The organism is Rhodococcus sp. DT1, from assembly GCF_049844875.1.
GTDB lineage: Bacteria > Actinomycetota > Actinomycetes > Mycobacteriales > Mycobacteriaceae > Rhodococcus.
On record NZ_JBNCLW010000005.1, the window covers coordinates 62,736 to 79,937 of the forward strand.

The window sequence follows — 17,202 nt, forward strand, 5'->3', positions numbered from 1 at the left end:
CGATCAGGACTCGGACGACAGGTTCTCCTCGCCCGCGTCGCAGATCGCCGCACAGCCGGGTTCGGCGTGCGGGTCACGGTCGAGGGCGCCCACGGCCCCCATCACGAACGGAACCACCATCGAGATCACCTCGTCGACCGGCCCGCCGTCGGCCAGCACCTGGCGGTGGGGGTCCAGGCAGCCCAGGATGCACCGGCTCGCGGACCGTGCGTCGATCAGCCGGAACACTCCCGACTTCTCGCCCTCGACGAGGATCCGGTAGACCACGTCCTCGAGTTCGTTGAGTTGCGAGGTGAACTCCAGCTTGGTCGCATTCGGGATCAGGCTCATCACGGGCGGTGTCACGGGGTGGGGCCCGGCGAATTCGAGGAGAACCAGCTCGACGACGGTCTCGAGCATGTCGCGGGGATCGTCCATCCCGGCGAGCTTGCGCGTGAGCAGATCGAGAAACCGCTCGATTTCATGGGCGGACCACGCGAGGAGCATCTCGGATTTGTCGGCGTAGTAGTTGTAGATCACCGTGCGGGTCAGGCCGGCTTGCGCGGCGACGGCTTTGACCGATGCGCCGTCCCATCCCTCGCGGGCCAGCACCTCGGCGAAAGCGCTGAGGATGCGAGTGCGAGTGGCGGATTTGTGCTCGGCCACGGTGTGCCCGGCGTTCAGGATAGGCACGTATTGCTCCGGGATCGGATCGGGGACTTGTGACCGATCGAAGGGTACACCCCGGCGGATCGAGCGCGCCGAAAGTGCGTCGGCTCGGATGCCTTCGGGGGGCCCGAGCGCGTCTCGAACCATGATGTTGACGACATGTCGTCATCAAATTTCAGGCCTGGCCGGCCGCCGGCAAGATCAGTGATAAGCGCAGGTAGAGGGCGGTTTCTGGCGCGTTTCGAGGTCGGGAAACTACCCATTGTCGTAGGTAAACCTTAGTGGTAATGCAACTCATCCTCTGTTGAAATCGGAGAAGTGAGTCCCGTGCCCGCCTACCTCATCCCAGGTGCCTTCGCCTGAGCGATCCTTTCCAGGAGCCCCTATGTTTCTTGCAGTGCGTGAACTGGTGTTCGCGCGTACACGTGTTCTGCTGATGGCATCCGTCATCGCCCTGATCTCGGTTCTGATGGTCATCCTCTCGGGCCTGTCCTCCGGACTCGTCGACGACGGAGTCTCGGGCCTTCAGCGGACGCCCGCCCAGGCGTTCGCCTTCCAGGAGGGCACGAAGACGGACTCCGCATTCTCGCGGTCCGTCGTCACCGAAGAGCAGGCGGCGGCATGGGCTGCCCAGCCCGGCGTCGAGCACGCCGAGCTGATGGGCAACGCCATCGTCAACGCGCACACCGGCGGCGGCATGGCGATCGACCTGACACTCTTCGGCATTGTGCCGGGCTCCTTCCTCGAGCCCACCGCAGGCGAAGGCACACAGCTGAGCGGGCCGAGAGACATCATCCTCAGCGAGACCGCTCGTGACGAAGGTGTCGCTGTCGGCGACACCGTGACGGTCGACCGGCTCGGGACGGAAATGACCGTCGTCGGGTTCACGGAGGACAAGCGCACCTTCGGCCACGTCGACATCGCGTACGTGCCGCTGGCAACCTGGCAGGAAATCAACGCGGGCACGCTCGAAGGCGCCGCCACCGAACCGCGGGCGTACACGGAGGCGAGTGTCGTCGCGATCCAGGGAACGGACGGCTCCCTTCCCGACCTGGCCGCCGGTGACGCCGCAGCAGGCACTGCGAGCAAGACCGTCGAGGAGTCGTTCGACTCCTCCCCGGGTTACTCCGCGGAGACGATGACGATGTCCATGATCATCGCGTTCCTCTACGCGATTTCGGCACTGGTCGTCGGTGCGTTCTTCAGCATCTGGACCGTCCAGCGGCTGCGTGAACTCGCGGTCCTCCGCGCGATGGGTGCGTCCACCGGATATCTGATGCGCGACAGCATCATCCAGGCAGCCCTGATTCTCGTCGTGTCCGTCGCCTTCGGTGTCCTCGTCGGCCTCGGCCTCGGCTCCGGACTCGAAGGAACGGGCATGCCGTTCTCGCTCCAAACGGGCCCGATTCTGCAAGGCGCACTGTTGCTGATCGTGCTCGGCCTCATCGGGGCCGGACTCGCGATCGTGCGAATCACCCGTATCAACCCCCTGACGGCACTGGGAGAGAATCGATGAGCGCCCTCACCACCACCACGGGCCTGAGCCTGCGGAATGTCGGCCTGCAGTTCGGCGACGGCGACAGCACCGTCACCGCACTCGACGACGTGAGCCTCGAAGTTGCCCCCGGCGAACTGGTCGCGATCGTCGGTCCGTCCGGCGCGGGCAAATCCAGTCTCCTGGCCGTGGCCGGAGGACTGATTCATCCCACCACCGGCACGGTTGTGCTGCGGGACGTAGACCTGACCGCCACACCGCGTCGTCAGCTCGCCGAAATCCGCCGCAATCAAATCGGGTTCGTGTTCCAGTCCTCGAATCTGCTGCCGGCACTGACCGCGCTCGACCAGCTGCGATTGATGTCGACGATCACGGGACGGCCCGGGCGTGACCCCCACGAGCTCCTCGAATCCGTCGGCATGACCCACCGCGCGAACAAGCGTCCGGGCCAGCTGTCCGGTGGCGAACGTCAGCGCGTGGGTATCGCTCGCGCCCTGGTCACCGAACCCGCCGTGTTGCTCGTCGACGAGCCCACCGCGGCGCTGGACCGTGCTCGGAGCCACGACGTCGTGCAGCTTCTGGCGGACGAGACCCATAGTGCCGGGGTCGCCACGATCATGGTCACGCACGACCACGACGTGCTCGTGCACTGCGATCGCGTACTGGAAATGATCGACGGCAGGCTGTCGCCTCTCTCCGAGTGACGTCGCAGACGACACAGCATGCGGCCGGGCTACCGGGTGACGGAGAACCGCACCCGGTGGCCCGGCCGCAACTGTGCTGCGAGGGGAAGATCGGCGCGTGCCACCACTGCGATCACCGGGTATCCACCCGTGACGGGATGGTCGGCGAGGAACAGCACCGGATGCCCCTCGGGGGGTACCTGTAGTGCTCCGGGAACCATTCCCTCGCTCGGAAGTTCGGCTCGCCGCGACCGGTGGAGCGGTCCGGTGCCCCGCAGCCTGATGCCGATCCGGTCGAGCCGGGGCGTCACCGTCCAGCGTTCCCGCAGCAGGGCGCGCACGGAGGCCGGCGTGAACCAGTCGTCGCGCGGGCCGAGGCGCACCCCCAGTTCCACCGGATCGCCCAGGTCGGCGGGCGGGGGGAACTGTTCTTCGACAGGCAGGGCGTCGGCGAGTGCGCCCACCGGTAGACGATCACCTGCCCGAACGGGCGCGGGACCGGTGTTCGACAGCGTGTCGGTGGCCCGGCTCCCGAGCACCTCGGGAACATCGATGCCTCCGCGGACAGCCAGGTAGGACCGCAGTCCGATCGACGGTGGCCGGATCGCCAGCACATCGTCGTTGCTCAGGTGAATCCGCGACCAGTCACCCCGTGGCCGCTCGTTCACGGTGACCTCGGCACGCGCCCCGGTCACCGCCACGATCATCGCGCCGACGCTCCGCACGACGAGCCCGCCGGCCGTGACCTCGAGGGTGGCGGCGCCGGGGTGGTTGCCCACCAACCGGTTCGCCGCATCGTGCGCCGTCCGGTCGGCAGCGCCGGACGTGGTCAGTCCGGTTCCGCCGTGGCCGGGGCGACCGCGATCCTGGACTGTCGTGAGAACGCCGGGGGAGACAACCTCGAACCACGCCACCGCCCCAGTCTCGCGCACGGCGCCGTCACCCATCCGTGCGTCGGATGTCGGGCGCCGACGACTCTGTCACCAGCGGACGCCGCACCGGCCGGAACCGGACGCGGACACCGGGCCGGAGCAACGCAGCAGGGATCCGATCCGGTTGCCACAGTTCGGCATCGGTCGTCCCGATCAGCTGCCATCCTCCCGGTGACTGCCGGGGGTAGATCCCGGAGAACTCGCCGGCCAGCCCCACGGCTCCGGCCGGAACCGCGACACGCGGCGACTCGCGCCGGGGAACCTGCAGACGATCGTCACCTCCGGTGAGGTACGCGAATCCGGGAGCGAACCCGCCGAAGGCGACGGTCCAGGCCCGGTCCGTGTGTGCCGAGATCACGCCGTCCGCACCCAGTCCGGTCCTCTCTCCGACCTCCGTGAGATCGGGGCCGTCGTACCGGACATCGATCACGATCTCGTCGGCGACGAGGGTGTCCGCATCTACAGGTGGGGTCTCGGCGATCCATCGGCGCACGGTGTCACCGCGAATCTCCCGGGGTTCGAAGCGAACCAGCACCGTACGGGCGGCGGGAACGAGGTCGACGACGCCGTGCGGCCGGTCCGCGTCGAGCGCCCGGTAGTGCGCGAGCACGTCGTCGAGCGATGCGAACTCGGCGAGCAGCGCGGCGTCTCCGTTCGGCAGGATCCTCATCGATCGTCCCTCACACGAATGCTTCGATACCGATGCTCTCGGCGTCGAGCAGAGCACGTACGGCAATTGCCATCGCGGTGGCGCCGGGGGAGTCGCCGTGAATGCACACCGACCGAGCGGTGACGGGCACGTCACTGCCGTCGAGTGCCGTCACCACACCTTCCGTCACCATGCGCAGCACGCGTCGCGCCACCGTGTCCGGGTCGTGGAGGATCGCATCGGGTTCGTGCCGGGAGACGAGTGTGCCCTCGGGTGTGTACGCGCGATCGGCGAACGCCTCGCTGACCACCGGCAGTCCCGCGCGTTCGGCCTCGTCGAGAAGCACCGACCCCGGCAGGCCGAGAACCGGCAGCGAGTCGTCGTACGCGCACACCGCAGCGACCACCGCACGAGCCTGCTCGCGATGGTGCACCACCGCGTTGTACAGCGCGCCGTGCGGTTTGACGTAACTGACGGACGAACCCGCAACCCGCGCGAGTCCCTCCAGAGCGCCGATCTGGTAGATCACTTCGGCGGTGAGTTCGGCCGGCGTCACATCGATGAACCTCCGGCCGAAGCCGGCGAGATCCTGATATCCCACCTGCGCGCCGATCCGCACGTCGCGTTCTGCGGCGGCCCGGCAGGTGTCGAGCAACGTCGAGGGGTCGCCCGCATGGAACCCGCAGGCGATGTTCGCGCTCGAGACGAGTCCGAGCATCGTCTCGTCGTCGCCGAGCCGCCACTGGCCGTAGCTTTCACCGAGGTCGCTGTTGAGGTCGATGCGAGGCACGAGACAAGTCTAGGGCCGGTGGGGCCGCAACCGGCCCGCGCTCTCCCGCGATGCTCTTTCGAGCGGAAGTGCTGTCAGAAGACGACGCCCACGTCGCGCGCGACGATGTCGTCGAGGGCTCGCTCGACAACTGCGGCGATCGTCATCGACGGGTTGCAGGCCGCCGTGTTGCCGGGCATGAGTGCCCCGTCGAGTACATACAGGCCGCGCTGCCCGAGCACCCGCCCGTCGAGATCGCAGACGGTTCCCATACTCGCTCCGCCGAGGGGGTGCCAGGTGGACGGGACAACGGTGTTCGTGTCCGTCAGGATGTCGTTCGGCCCGGCGATCTTGCGGGCGGCAGGATCGATGTGATCGTTCTGGATGGCTGCGTCGCCGTCTGTGGGCCACCGCAGAATCGCATCGTCGCGGCCGGAGTCGTAGACGAAATGTCCTCGGCCCGCGCTGACGCCGAAACCGACCATGACCGTGCTGCGGGTGTCGAGTCCGTACGCGGAGGGGATGGACGCCTGGATGACGGTGAACGCGTTGTTCGGGTCGTCCCAGTTCTTGCTGCCGTACACGACCGGGCCGCCCTGCACTGCGCCGAAGCTGTCTTCCAGACTGGTCCAGAGGTAGATGCGGTCCGCGTTCGACCCCCACCCGCCGCCGAGTTCGTCGGGCATGTCGGTGATCCGGCCGTGCGCCGATGCGCGCACGAGAAGGCGGGTCGTGTTGAGACTGCCCGCGGACAGTACGAGGGCGTCGGTGGTGAGGATCTTGTTCTCGACCACCGCGCCGGTGGTGTCGATCCGGTCGACGTGCACGGTCCATCGCCCGTCGGCGGCGCGCGCGACGTCGGTTACCTCGTGGAGCGTCTCCACCGTCACCAGGCCGGTCTGCTCTGCTGCGGCGATGTAGGTGACATCGACCGAATGCTTGCCACCGTTGTTGACACCCAGTGCGCCGGACCCGTCGGTATACGACGGCCGCATCTCGCCGCGAAGTTCGGCCAGTGCGTAGTCCCAGTCGATCGGCATCGGGATCTTGTCGAGCGGTAGGCCCGCTCGTGTGACGCGCTCGGCGAAGATCCGGGAGGTCTTGTAGTGAGGGCTCGCCACCAGTTCGTCGGGTGCGACGGCAAGCTTCAGCATGCGCGCGACTCGCGGATAGTGCACGCGGTCCAGGGTGGCCCAGTCGAGTTCGTTCGGGAGGTTCGCTTCGAACACGGACTCGCTGGGCTGCAACGACATCCCCTGATACAGGAGCGACCCGCCCCCGACGCCGGCTGCGCACAGGGCAGTCATGTTCTCACCGGCGACCGCCTCGACGAGACCGGTGTACGGCTCGAACACATGCGTGCGGCCGAACAGTTCGGGATTCGACCGGTGCCACAGAATCCGCTTGTCGGGTGCGTCGATTCGCGGAAAGGTCGTCGAATTCGGTCCGGTGGGCCACCGTATTCCGCGTTCGAGGACTGTGACGCGCACGCCGGCCTGTGCGAGCCGTAGCGCCGTCACGCCACCTCCGAACCCGGATCCGACGACGACGACGCGGTGTTCTTCCCGCGTGAGAGGGACCCTGTTCACGCGCGCTGCGATGCCCGGTGCGGCCGGGGCGACCCCAGCGCCTGCGAGCGACAATCCGGCGACTGCGGCTCCGGCGAAAAAAGCCCGGCGTGTGACGTGCGGCAAGTGATCCCCCCGGATGGTTGCGTCGGCCTCGGGGGTCTTCGGACAGCCGGCCCCGGAGGCGTCGCAAAACTAGACACTCTGGGGCCATAGTGTCAAGATCCCGGTCCTGCTTCGGGCCGGGTATGTGACAGCGCCGGCCCGAGCCACCGGGTCAGGAAGCGTCTGAGTTCGTCGTCGGAGTGCACCGCCTCGTCGTCGAACAGCACTACGGACAACCCCAGAAAGAGCGAGATCTCGATGATGTCCTCGAGTTGTGATTCCACCTCGGGGTGCCGGGTAACGAGCGGCGCGAACAGGGTGCGCGCGACCGGCTTTGCCCGCGCGACCATGCCGTTGTCGAACACCGGGTTCTCTCGTTCGGAGCGCAGCAACGCGGCCAGGATGGCGTTGTCGCGCACGACGGTCCGGCTCGCGACGATGAGTTCGACGACGTAGTCGGCGGGGGTTGCGATATGTCGGAGACGCGTGTGGATCCCCGCGAGTGCCTCCACCGCCACTCCCGCGACGGCCTGGGACACAAGTTCTTCCCGGGACCCGAAGATCGAGTACACGGTCTGCCGGGACACCCCGGCAGCGTGTGCCGCGCCGGCGATGGTCACGCCTTCGAAGCCGACCTCCCCGATCAGTTCGACGGTGGCGTGCAGAATCTTGTTACGGGACCGCATCGGACGATTGTCCGCTACCGGTTCGTCAGTGCCGGACGGTGCTCGCGGACGGAGTGCGGCCGACGCCCCGCCGCCTGCGCGAGGACCCGACAATCCGGCACACCAGGTAGATGACGAACGCGATGGTCGTGATGAAGCTGGACACGGGGACTCCGGGCGCGAGCGCGAGGAGGATTCCTCCCACCGCGGCGATCTCCGCGAAGATCACCGACAGCACGGTTGCGGCGAGTGGTCCGCTCACGACTCGGGAGGCGGCAGCGGCCGGTGTGATGAGCAGCGCCATCACGAGCAGGGCGCCGACGATCTGCACGCCGAGGGCCGCGGTGACTCCGACGAGCACGGCGAAGACGATCGACAGCGCCCGGACCGGCACGCCTCGCGCGGCGGCGACTTCGGGGTCGGTGCTCGCGAACAGCAGCGGACGGTAGATGAAGATCAGGGTGCCGATGACTACGACCGCGCACGTCGCGAGCAGAGTGATGCCCGTTCCTCCCGGCGCCACGATCTGACCGGTCAGCAGTGAGAACGCCGCGCCGGTGCGGCCGTCGTACGCCCAGAGCAACAGCACGGCCAGTCCGAGGCCGAACGCCATGACCACACCGATCACGGAGTCTCGTTCGCGCGCGCGGGTTCCCAGGATGCCGAACAGGATCGCGGCGATCACCGCGCCCACCACGGCACCGAGCCCGACGGAGACGCCGAGGAGCAGTGCGGCGGCCGCACCGGTCAGGGACAACTCGGAGGTGCCGTGGACCGAGAACGCCATCTGCCGGCTGATGATCAACGGGCCGATGATCCCGGCGAGGAGACCGAGGATGGCACCGGCGACGAGGGCCTGCTGGACGAAGTCGTACTGCAGGAGGTCGGCGGTGGTGTCGAAGTCGAACAACCGTCCCATGGCGTCGGTGAACTTGCTGCTCATGCGTCGTCCTCGTGTTCGTGATGGTGAACGCCCTCGCCGGGACGCAGACCGCCGGCGCTGCCGAGCGCGTCGATGGCGTCCCCGGTACCGATGACGACGAGGCGCCCACGCACCTCGAGGACCTCCACGTCGGTGCGGTAGAGCTCCGAAAGAACCTCCGAGGTCATGACTTCGGAGGGCGTCCCGATGCGGAACTGACCGTCCACGAGATAGAGCACGCGATCGACGAGAGGGAGGATCGGATTGATTTCGTGCGTGACGAACAGGACGGCAGTGTTGTGATCGCGACGGCGCCGGTCGATGAGCGACGAGACGAGGTGCTGGTTGGCGAGGTCGAGGCTGAGCAACGGCTCGTCGCACAGCAGGACGTGGGGATCGCCGACCAGCGCCTGCGCGATACGCAGACGTTGTTGCTCGCCTCCCGACAGGGCGCCGATGGGAGCCCCGGCGTATGCCTCGGCTCCTACCTGGGCGAGTGCCGCGTCCACCGCGACTTTCCGCTGCTTCCAGAAACGGATCCCGGTGCCCCAGCGGTGACCGTCTACGCCGAGACCCACCAGGTCGCGCCCGCGCAGGGGGACACCCTCGTCGAGGGTCTTCTGCTGCGGCACGTAGCCCAGATGCGAATTACCGGCACGCACCGGTGATCCCGCGATGGTCGCGGTTCCGCCGCTGAGCGGCAACTGGCCGAGGAGGACTTTCAGCAGGGAGGTCTTGCCCGCCCCGTTCGGTCCGAGGACGGCCACGAACTCACCCGGTTCGATGGTGAGATCGAGATCGTCCCAGAGCACACGATCGCCGAATGCCAGCCGCGCGCCGCGGAGTTCGACCGCGTGGGCGCGGTCGGGTGTCGAAGAATTCACCGGAGTCCGTGTTCTCGAGCGGGTGGTCAGGATTCGGTGTCGAGTGCGGAAGCGAGCGCCTCGGCTGTCCTGGTCTGCCACTGAATGTAGTCGACACCGTCGGGCAGGGTTTCGGAAACTTCGACGACAGGAATACCCGACGCCTCTGCTGCCGCGCGCATCTCACGGCTCACCTTGTCCTCGGTCTGCGGGTTGTACAGCAGTGCGCGGACCTGCTTGTCGAGGAGCAATTGCCGGGTGGCCGCGATGGCGGCGGGCGACGGGTCGGTGCCGTTCTCGATCGCATTCGCGAAGTCTGCGGGTACCTCGTCGCGGAGTCCGGCCGCGGTCACCAGATAGGTCGCGATGGATTCGGTCTGCGCGATCGGTGCGTCGGGATGCGCTTCGGCGATCGAGGCCACGCGATCGGCGACGGCGTGCAGATTGTCGTGGAACGCCGCGGCATTGGCTTCGTAAGTGGCGGCACCCTCCGGATCGAGTTCCGCAAGGCGATCGGCGACGGCGTGCGCGACCGCATCGGCGGTCGCGAGGTCGTACCAGACGTGCTCGTTGACGCCGCTGTGGTCGTGCCCGTCGTGCGAGTGACCCGTGCTGCCCGCTGTGTCGTCGGTACCGGCGTCGTGGGTGTCGTGGGTGTCGTGGGTGTCCTCGTGGTCGTGGCCGGCGTGCAGATCGGATCCTTCGCCGGATTCGAAGAGCGCGAACGCCTCGACGGTCGCGGGGTCGCCGCTACCGGACTCGAGGATGTCCTCGACGAACCGGTCGTATCCACCACCGTTGTAGACGACGAGCGACGCGTCGCTGATCGCCGCGGCGTCGAGCGGGCTCGCCTCGTAGGAATGCGGGTCGGCCGACGGTTCGGTGATGAGGGACTCGACCTCGATACGGTCGCCGGCCACGGCCTGGGCGACGGAGCCCCACACGTTGGTGGAGGCGACTACGCGCAGGGTGTCCTCGTCATCGGATCCGGTGGTGGCGGACCCGCACGCGGCCAAGGTGGTCACGCAAGCCACGGCGGCGGCCGCGAGCGCGGTACGGGAGGACAAACGCACTGTGGTCTTCTCCTGAATCGAGAGTCGACGAACGGCCCCGGAGGCACGCCCAATCGTTATTGGTAATCGTTACCGTTCCACTTTAGCGGGTCGGGAAGGCGAATTACGCCGTCCCCGCGTCGCCGTGACGAGACCCACAGGACTACGGTCCCCTCATGCCCAGGTCCCGTCAGCCCCGCCGACAGGCGACGCTGGCCTCGATCGCTGCCGAACTGAAGATCTCCCGCACCACGGTGTCGAACGCGTACAACCGGCCCGATCAGCTGTCCGCGGAGCTACGCCAGCGTGTGCTCGATGTGGCCAAGCGCCGTGGGTACGCCGGCCCGGATCCGATGGCGCGGTCCCTGCGCACCCGCAAGGCCGGTGCTGTGGGCGTCCTTCTCACCGAGGCGCTGAGCTACTCGTTCCGGGACCCCGCCGCCATGCGATTTCTGTCCGGGCTGTCGGAGGCCTGCGAGGCAGCCGGACAAGGTCTGCTGCTCATCCCCGCCGGTCCCGGACGCGCCGACACCGAAGCCGCGCAGGTCGTGCACCGGTCGTCGGTGGACGGGTTCGTCGTCTACTCCGTACCGCCCGAAGATCCGTACCTGGCTGCGGTGCTCGAACGGAATCTGCCGATCGTCGCCTGTGACCAGCCGCGCGGTTTCGAGCACACCCCTGTCGTGGGCATCGACGACCGGGGCGCGATGCGGGATCTCGCCGCACATCTCATCGGACTCGGCCACCGGCACATCGGCATCGTGTCCATGCGACTCGGGCGCGAGCGCCACGACGGTGTCGTCGATCTGTCGACCCTCGACAGCAGCGGATTCCACGTGCAGCGCGAGCGCATCCTCGGAGTGCAGGACGCGATGCGGGCGGGCGGGCTGGACCCGGCCTCGCTCACTGTCGTCGAGCGCTACACACACACCTCGGAAAACGGGTTGTCGGGTGCGGCGCAGATCATGAGCGTCAATCCCCGGATCACCGCACTGATGTGCACGACCGACGTTCTCGCGCTCGGCGCCCTGGCGTGGGCCGACCAGACGGGACTCGATGTGCCGGGCCATCTGTCGATCACCGGCTTCGACGGAATCGACGAAGCGCTGCGCGAAGGACTCACCACGGTGCGTCAGCCCCAGAAGGACAAGGGGCGCCGGGCCGGCGAGCTACTGCTCGCCGCCCCGGCGCATTCCGGCGTTCCGGTGCTGGAGACGCTCGATACCCAGCTCTGGTTCGGCAAGACCTCCGGCGCCGTCGAGCGCGAGTGGTACGCCGAATAACCGTCTCTCAGCGCGGCGGACCGGACAGCAACTGGGCGCACCGCAACAGCCCGATGTGGCTGTAGGCCTGCGGATGATTGCCGAGCGAGCGTTCCGCCACGGGATCGTATTCCTCGCTGAGCAGGCCGGTCGGGCCCGCAGCGGCGACGAGTTGCGTGAACAGCGCCTCGGCGTCGTTCCGCTGCCCGATCAGGAGATACGCCCCGACCAGCCACGCCGCACAGAGGTGGAAACCGCCTTCGGTGCCGGGAAGCCCGTCGTCGTGCCGGTACCGGTACACCGTCGACCCGCTGCGTAGTTCCGCTTCGGTTGCCTGCACGGTTGCGTGGAATCGCTTGTCGTCCGGGTCCACCAGCCCGGTCAGGCCGATGAACAACGTCGCCGCGTCGAGATCGGTGCCGTCGTACGCCGCGGTGTACGACTGGACGTCTTCGTTCCAGCCCTTCTCCTTGACCTCCTCGGCGATCTCGCGACGAAGCTCGGCCCAGCCTTCACCGGCGGGACGGCCGAACTTCTCCGCGAGAGTGAGTGCGCGGTCGACGGTGAGCCAGCCCATGACCTTCGAATACACGTGGTGCCGCGGGTTGTCGCGGATCTCCCAGATGCCGTGGTCCGGTTCGAACCAGCGGCGCTCGACCGCGAGCACCATGGCGCAGACCAGTTCCCAATCGCGGTCGGTGAGTGCCTGCGCGTGGGCCACGCCCCGCTCCTCGCGCCGATGCGCGAGTTCGGAGATCAGGTCGACGATCGGACCGAACACGTCGAGCTGAACCTGCTGGTTCGCCGCGTTGCCGACGCGAACGGGGCGCGAACCGGCGTACCCCGGCAAGCTGTCGAGGACAGCTTCCGGAGGCAGTGCGCCACCTGCCAGCGTGTACAGCGGATGCAGTCGCTCCGGTCCGGGCAGGGTCTCGAGCACCCCGTGCACCCAGTCGAGGTAGTTCTCGGCTTCTTCGAGCGATCCGACTCTCACCAGTGCCTGTGCGGTCAGCGCCGCATCCCGCAGCCAGCAGTAGCGGTAGTCCCAGTTGCGGACCCCACCGATCTCCTCGGGAAGCGACGTGGTGGCCGCTGCGAGGATCGACCCGGTCGGCGCGTGGACGAGGCCGCGCAGGGTCAGAGCCGAGCGCTTCATGAGATCGGGCTTGAGGGGCGGCAGTTCCAGGTTGTTCGCCCACGTGCTCCAATACGCTTCGGCCTGGGCGCGGCGCTCCTCGTGGGGCACCGGATGCTCGCTCAGATCGTCTGTACCGCATCGAAGTTCGAGCACGACGTCCCCCTGGGAGGGATCCACGACGGCGTGCGCCGACTGGTGTGCGCCGTCGGTGCTGATGTCCCAGCGCACGCCGGGGGACCGGAGAACGTAGGGCTCGTTGAAACCCATCACCCGGATTCCGTCGTCCGTGACTTCCAAGGTCACCTGTCCCTGTCCGAACTCGGGACGCGGCGCGAAGGTCACCAGTGCGGTCGCGCGGCCGGTGATCACGCGGGTGAGGTCGGTTCGGCCCGGCTCGACGTCGTGCGGCAGGTAATCGATGACGGCGAGGGCAGCCCAGCGGGTGACGACAGTCATCGTGGAGTCCACGTAGCGCTGGCTCAGCGGCAGCGACTCGCGGGTGGGGCCGATCGTGAAGTGGCCGGCGGGTTCTCCGCCGAGCAGGTGGGCGAACAGTGCGGCGGAGTCCGGCTCCGGGTGGCACATCCAGGTGATGGTGCCGTCGGGGGTGACGAGCGCCTTGGAGCGGGGGCTCGCGAGCATCGTCAATCGCTCGATCGGTGCGGCATTGGCACCGGACAACCACGTGCGGCGCTCCTCGAGGAGAAGCGCGAGCGCCGAGTTGACGTCCTCGGTGGTGCCGACCCGGTACTCCGCGGCGGTGTCGCCGTCGCCGACCTTCACACCCACGTCGGGACCGTGCAGTGACGCGAATGCTTTCTCGTCGGTGACGTCGTCGCCGAAGAAGACCGCCGCGGTGGCGGCGTCCTGGTGCCTGATCAGGTCGAGGGCCGCGCCCTTGTCGGTGGCCACGACGGACAACTCGATCACCGACTTGCCTTCGGTGACCTGCACACCCGGACGCAACGCGAGGTCCCCGCGCACGATCTCGAGTGCGCGCTCGGCATCCTCCGCGGACGCGTTGCGCACATGCAGGGCGACGCTCGCGGGCTTGGTCTCGATGTGTACGCCCTCGAACTTGTCGGCGACCGACGCGAGTCCGTCGACGAGCACGGTGAGGAGTTGCTTGGCTTCGGGATCGATCTCGTTGATGAAACCGATGTCGAACTCGGAACCGTGGCTGCCGACCAGCTTCACCTCGATGGGGAGACGCGACAGCGCGGCGAGATCCTTCAACGATCGGCCGGAGATCACCGCGGCGGACGTCGAAGGGAGAGCGGCGAGTCCACGCAGGGCGCGGACGGCGTCGGCCCGGGGATACGCCTGCCCCGGGTCGGCGACGATCGGCGCGAGGGTGCCGTCGTAGTCGGTTGCCACCAGCAGCCGCGGAGTACGCGCTGCGGCGACGAGGGCGCGTCGGAGATCGATCGGAAGGTCGTGGGCACTCACGCGAACCAAGGTAAGCGAAGAAAAGCGGCAGAGTGCCGCCGGAGCGGCCTCTGGGGTGGTGTTTCCCGTTACATCAGGCGCCGGCAGTGGCGGACGACGGACGTGCACCCTCTCCGAGCAGCAGATCGACCGTCAGTTCCAGGCGTCGCGCGACATCCGTCGCGGACGACCGGCGGGTCAGCCAGGCGACCAGGTTGGACAGCCACACGTCGCTGATGACGCGGGCGATCGCGAGTTCCTCTTCGTCGGGCTCGCCGTCGTTCATGGCCTTGGCGAACAACCGGTCCATGAGCTTGCCGACCTGGTCGACCTCGGCGGCGGCGGATGCGTCGGCGAACATGAAGGCGCGCGTCATGGCCTCGGTGAGAAGTGGATCGCGCTGCATCGCCTTGGTGATGAGACTGAGGATGAGGTGCATCCGTTCCAGCGGGCTGTGCCCCGGCGGGATCTTTCCCTTGCTCTCGATCCGGGCGAATTCACGCCCGAGGGCCGAGACCAGCAGGTGGACCTTGGACGGGAAGTACCGGTAGAGCGTGCCCACGGCGACGTCGGCCCGCTCGGCGACGGCGCGCATCTGGACGGCTTCGTATCCGCCCTTCGACGCCAACGCGAGGGTGGCGTCGAGTATCCGCTTGCGACGTTCCTTCTGGGCATTGGAACTGAGATCGTCCTCGGTGAGGGCGGTCAACGTTCCGGTGCCGTTGGAACGTGAGCGGGACGGGGTGGCCATAACTTCGTTTCCTCACGCCTTGACTCTGAACCGGTGTCATATTAGAACACGTTCTAGGTAACCATGTCATTCCGAAAGGCGGAGACCCGCTGTGAGTATCGCCACCACCGAGGAACAGCGGGCCGTTCAGGCGTCCGTACATGCCTGGTCACGAGCCACGGCTCCACTGGCAACCATACGTCGGGAGACCGACGGGGCGTGGCGTGACGGGTGGTCGTCTCTCGCGGAACTGGGACTGTTCGGTGTTGCCGTTCCGGAGGCATCCGGAGGGTTCGGGGCGACCACCGTCGATCTCGCGGTCATGCTCGAGCAGGCCGCACACGAACTGGCCGCGGGCCCGGTGCTGACCACGGCTGCGGTGGCGCTCGTGTTCGGCCGCGGCGGCGACGCGACGGCCAAGACCACCGCGCAACTCGTCGAGGGCGCTCTTCCGGCCGCCCTCGCACTCGACTCCGAGGTGCGAGCGGAACCGGCGACCGACGGGTTCGTCCTCACCGGTGACGCGGGCCCCGCCATCGCGGCCGAGCCGGGCGTCGCGGTGCTCGTGCGACTGGCCGGGGATCCCGAACGCTGGGCACTCGTCGACGCCGACGCTGCCGGTGTGCGTCTCGAGCCGCTCGACACGCTCGACAAGTCGCGGGCTCTTGCCCGGGTGCGTGTGGACGGTGTCGCCGTGACGGCGGACCGTGTCGTCGAGGTCCCCAGCGGATTCGTGCGGGACCTCACCGCGGGGCTGGCAGCGGCCGAACTTGCCGGCATCGCCGGGTGGGCACTGACGACCGCGGTCGAGTACGCGAAGATCCGCGAACAGTTCGGCAAACCCATCGGCGCGTTCCAGGCCGTCAAACATCTGTGCGCCGAAATGCTGTGCCGCACCGAGAAGATTCGGGCCGTGGCGTGGGATGCGGCACGCGCGATCGATACCGATCCCGACGAGCTTCCCGTGTCGGTGGCCGTTGCGGCTGCCGTGGCACTCGACGCTGCCGTGCAGACCGCGAAGGACGCGATCCAGGTGCTCGGCGGCATCGGCTTCACGTGGGAGCACGACGCCCATTACTACCTGCGCCGCGCCGTCGCCACCCGCCAGTTGCTGGGCGGTTCCACGGCGTGGCGCGCCCGCGTCACCGAACTCGCGCGCGGCGGCGCTCGCCGGCACCTCGGTATCGATCTGTCCGGGCACGAGAACGATCGTGGGCGTATCCGGGACGACATCGCTTCCATCGCAGCGCAACCCGAAGGGCAGCGCCGCACCGCGCTGGCCGAATCCGGGTATCTCGCGCCGCACTGGCCACCCCCGTACGGGCGCGGGGCGGGCCCGGCCGAGCAGGTCCTCATCCAGCAGGAACTTGCCGAGGCCGGAGTCGACAGGCCCGACCTGGTGATCGGATCGTGGGCTGTGCCGACGATCCTGGAGCACGGAACTCCGGCACAGCGAGAACGATTCGCGATGCCGACGCTGCGTGGCGACATCGTGTGGTGCCAGTTGTTCTCCGAGCCCGGCGCCGGTTCCGATCTCGCCGCACTCCGGACCACTGCGGAGAAGGTGGACGGAGGGTGGATCCTGCGTGGGCAGAAGGTGTGGACATCGCTCGCGCACGAAGCGGATTGGGCGATCTGCCTGGCGCGAACCGACCGCGAGGCACCCAAGCACAAGGGCATCACCTATTTCCTCGTCGACATGAAATCGGAGGGCATCGCGGTATCGCCGCTGCGGGAGATCACCGGCGACGCGCTGTTCAACGAGGTGTTCCTCGATTCGGTGTTCGTTCCGGACGACTGCGTCGTCGGTCCGCTCGGTGGCGGGTGGAAACTCGCCCGCACCACGCTCGCGAACGAACGCGTGGCGATGGGGGGCAAATCGTCGTTCGGTGCGGCGATCGAGGAACTCCTGGAACTGTCCACACCGGGTGACGCCGTCGCCGACGACCGGATCGCCGTACAGATCGGGGAGGCGACCGCCGGGTCGCTGCTCGATCTGCGCACCACGCTCGCCCAGCTGGGTGGGCAAGATCCCGGTGCTGCCTCGAGCGTGCGCAAACTCGTCGGCGTGCGTCAGCGACAGGACACCGCCGAACTCGCCATGGACCTCGCGGGCGAGGCGGGCTGGGTGGAAGGTCCGCTCACCCGCGAATTCCTCAACACCCGGTGCCTGACGATCGCCGGTGGTACCGAGCAGATTCTGCTCACGGTCGCAGCGGAGCGGCTGCTCGGACTTCCGCGGGAGTAGGGGGTCCTTCCCGCGGGACACCACCAAGTGCTACAACTGGAACAC

15 protein-coding genes are annotated in these 17,202 nt (G+C 67.9%); 4 read left to right on the forward strand and 11 right to left on the reverse strand.

What is annotated here, in order from left to right:
* Positions 1-3: 3 nt before the first annotated feature.
* Positions 4-672: a TetR/AcrR family transcriptional regulator gene (locus ACLQ3J_RS13660; RefSeq protein WP_169622768.1), complete on the reverse strand. Its 669-nt coding sequence runs from the start codon at positions 670-672 to the stop codon at positions 4-6.
* Positions 673-1,033: 361 nt separating this feature from the next.
* Here ACLQ3J_RS13660 and ACLQ3J_RS13665 point away from each other — a divergent pair, with 361 nt between their 5' ends.
* Both ACLQ3J_RS13665 and ACLQ3J_RS13670 read left to right on the forward strand, forming a co-directional pair.
* The gene (locus tag ACLQ3J_RS13665) at positions 1,034-2,164 is read left to right on the forward strand and encodes an ABC transporter permease (RefSeq protein ID WP_206037361.1); all 1,131 of its coding nucleotides are present in this window, start codon (positions 1,034-1,036) and stop codon (positions 2,162-2,164) included.
* Positions 2,161-2,847, forward strand: a complete 687-nt coding sequence (locus ACLQ3J_RS13670) for an ABC transporter ATP-binding protein (protein WP_425903598.1) — start codon at positions 2,161-2,163, stop codon at positions 2,845-2,847. The genes ACLQ3J_RS13665 and ACLQ3J_RS13670 overlap by 4 nt, the downstream gene beginning before the upstream one ends.
* 29 nt (positions 2,848-2,876) lie before the next feature.
* On the opposite strand, the gene ACLQ3J_RS13675 is transcribed toward ACLQ3J_RS13670, so the two are convergent.
* The 8 genes from ACLQ3J_RS13675 to ACLQ3J_RS13710 all read right to left on the reverse strand — a co-directional run bounded on the left by ACLQ3J_RS13675 (position 2,877) and on the right by ACLQ3J_RS13710 (position 10,372).
* The gene (locus ACLQ3J_RS13675; RefSeq protein ID WP_169622766.1) at positions 2,877-3,773 is read right to left on the reverse strand and encodes a biotin-dependent carboxyltransferase family protein; all 897 of its coding nucleotides are present in this window, start codon (positions 3,771-3,773) and stop codon (positions 2,877-2,879) included.
* Positions 3,766-4,428, reverse strand: coding sequence for a 5-oxoprolinase subunit B family protein (locus ACLQ3J_RS13680; protein WP_378528949.1), 663 nt, complete (start codon positions 4,426-4,428; stop codon positions 3,766-3,768). Before ACLQ3J_RS13680 ends, ACLQ3J_RS13675 begins: the two co-directional genes overlap by 8 nt.
* Before the next feature lie 10 nt (positions 4,429-4,438).
* On the reverse strand, positions 4,439-5,197 hold the full coding sequence (locus tag ACLQ3J_RS13685; protein WP_169622764.1) for a LamB/YcsF family protein: 759 nt from the start codon (positions 5,195-5,197) through the stop codon (positions 4,439-4,441).
* Between the two features lie 74 nt (positions 5,198-5,271).
* Positions 5,272-6,870 carry a GMC oxidoreductase gene (locus ACLQ3J_RS13690; RefSeq protein WP_296551622.1) on the reverse strand — a complete coding sequence of 533 codons (1,599 nt, stop codon included), beginning with the start codon at positions 6,868-6,870 and terminating at the stop codon, positions 5,272-5,274.
* Positions 6,871-6,962: 92 nt separating this feature from the next.
* On the reverse strand, positions 6,963-7,535 hold the full coding sequence (locus ACLQ3J_RS13695) for a TetR/AcrR family transcriptional regulator (protein WP_296551620.1): 573 nt from the start codon (positions 7,533-7,535) through the stop codon (positions 6,963-6,965).
* 25 nt (positions 7,536-7,560) lie between these two features.
* Positions 7,561-8,457, reverse strand: a complete 897-nt coding sequence (locus tag ACLQ3J_RS13700) for a metal ABC transporter permease (RefSeq protein WP_169622761.1) — start codon at positions 8,455-8,457, stop codon at positions 7,561-7,563.
* Positions 8,454-9,320, reverse strand: a complete 867-nt coding sequence (locus ACLQ3J_RS13705; protein ID WP_169622760.1) for a metal ABC transporter ATP-binding protein — start codon at positions 9,318-9,320, stop codon at positions 8,454-8,456. The genes ACLQ3J_RS13700 and ACLQ3J_RS13705 overlap by 4 nt, the downstream gene beginning before the upstream one ends.
* A gap of 26 nt (positions 9,321-9,346) precedes the next feature.
* The gene (locus ACLQ3J_RS13710; RefSeq protein ID WP_425903604.1) at positions 9,347-10,372 is read right to left on the reverse strand and encodes a metal ABC transporter solute-binding protein, Zn/Mn family; all 1,026 of its coding nucleotides are present in this window, start codon (positions 10,370-10,372) and stop codon (positions 9,347-9,349) included.
* 155 nt (positions 10,373-10,527) lie between these two features.
* Here ACLQ3J_RS13710 and ACLQ3J_RS13715 point away from each other — a divergent pair, with 155 nt between their 5' ends.
* Complete coding sequence (locus tag ACLQ3J_RS13715) at positions 10,528-11,634, forward strand: LacI family DNA-binding transcriptional regulator (protein ID WP_169622758.1); 1,107 nt, start codon at positions 10,528-10,530, stop codon at positions 11,632-11,634.
* Between the two features lie 7 nt (positions 11,635-11,641).
* Here the strand turns inward: ACLQ3J_RS13715 and otsB are convergent, their stop codons facing one another.
* Both otsB and kstR read right to left on the reverse strand, forming a co-directional pair.
* Positions 11,642-14,200, reverse strand: coding sequence for a trehalose-phosphatase (gene otsB / locus ACLQ3J_RS13720; protein WP_425903607.1), 2,559 nt, complete (start codon positions 14,198-14,200; stop codon positions 11,642-11,644).
* 73 nt (positions 14,201-14,273) lie between these two features.
* Complete coding sequence (kstR, locus tag ACLQ3J_RS13725) at positions 14,274-14,930, reverse strand: cholesterol catabolism transcriptional regulator KstR (RefSeq protein WP_169622756.1); 657 nt, start codon at positions 14,928-14,930, stop codon at positions 14,274-14,276.
* 91 nt (positions 14,931-15,021) lie between these two features.
* Here kstR and ACLQ3J_RS13730 point away from each other — a divergent pair, with 91 nt between their 5' ends.
* Positions 15,022-17,157, forward strand: a complete 2,136-nt coding sequence (locus tag ACLQ3J_RS13730; RefSeq protein ID WP_425903610.1) for an acyl-CoA dehydrogenase — start codon at positions 15,022-15,024, stop codon at positions 17,155-17,157.
* Positions 17,158-17,202: the final 45 nt, after the last annotated feature.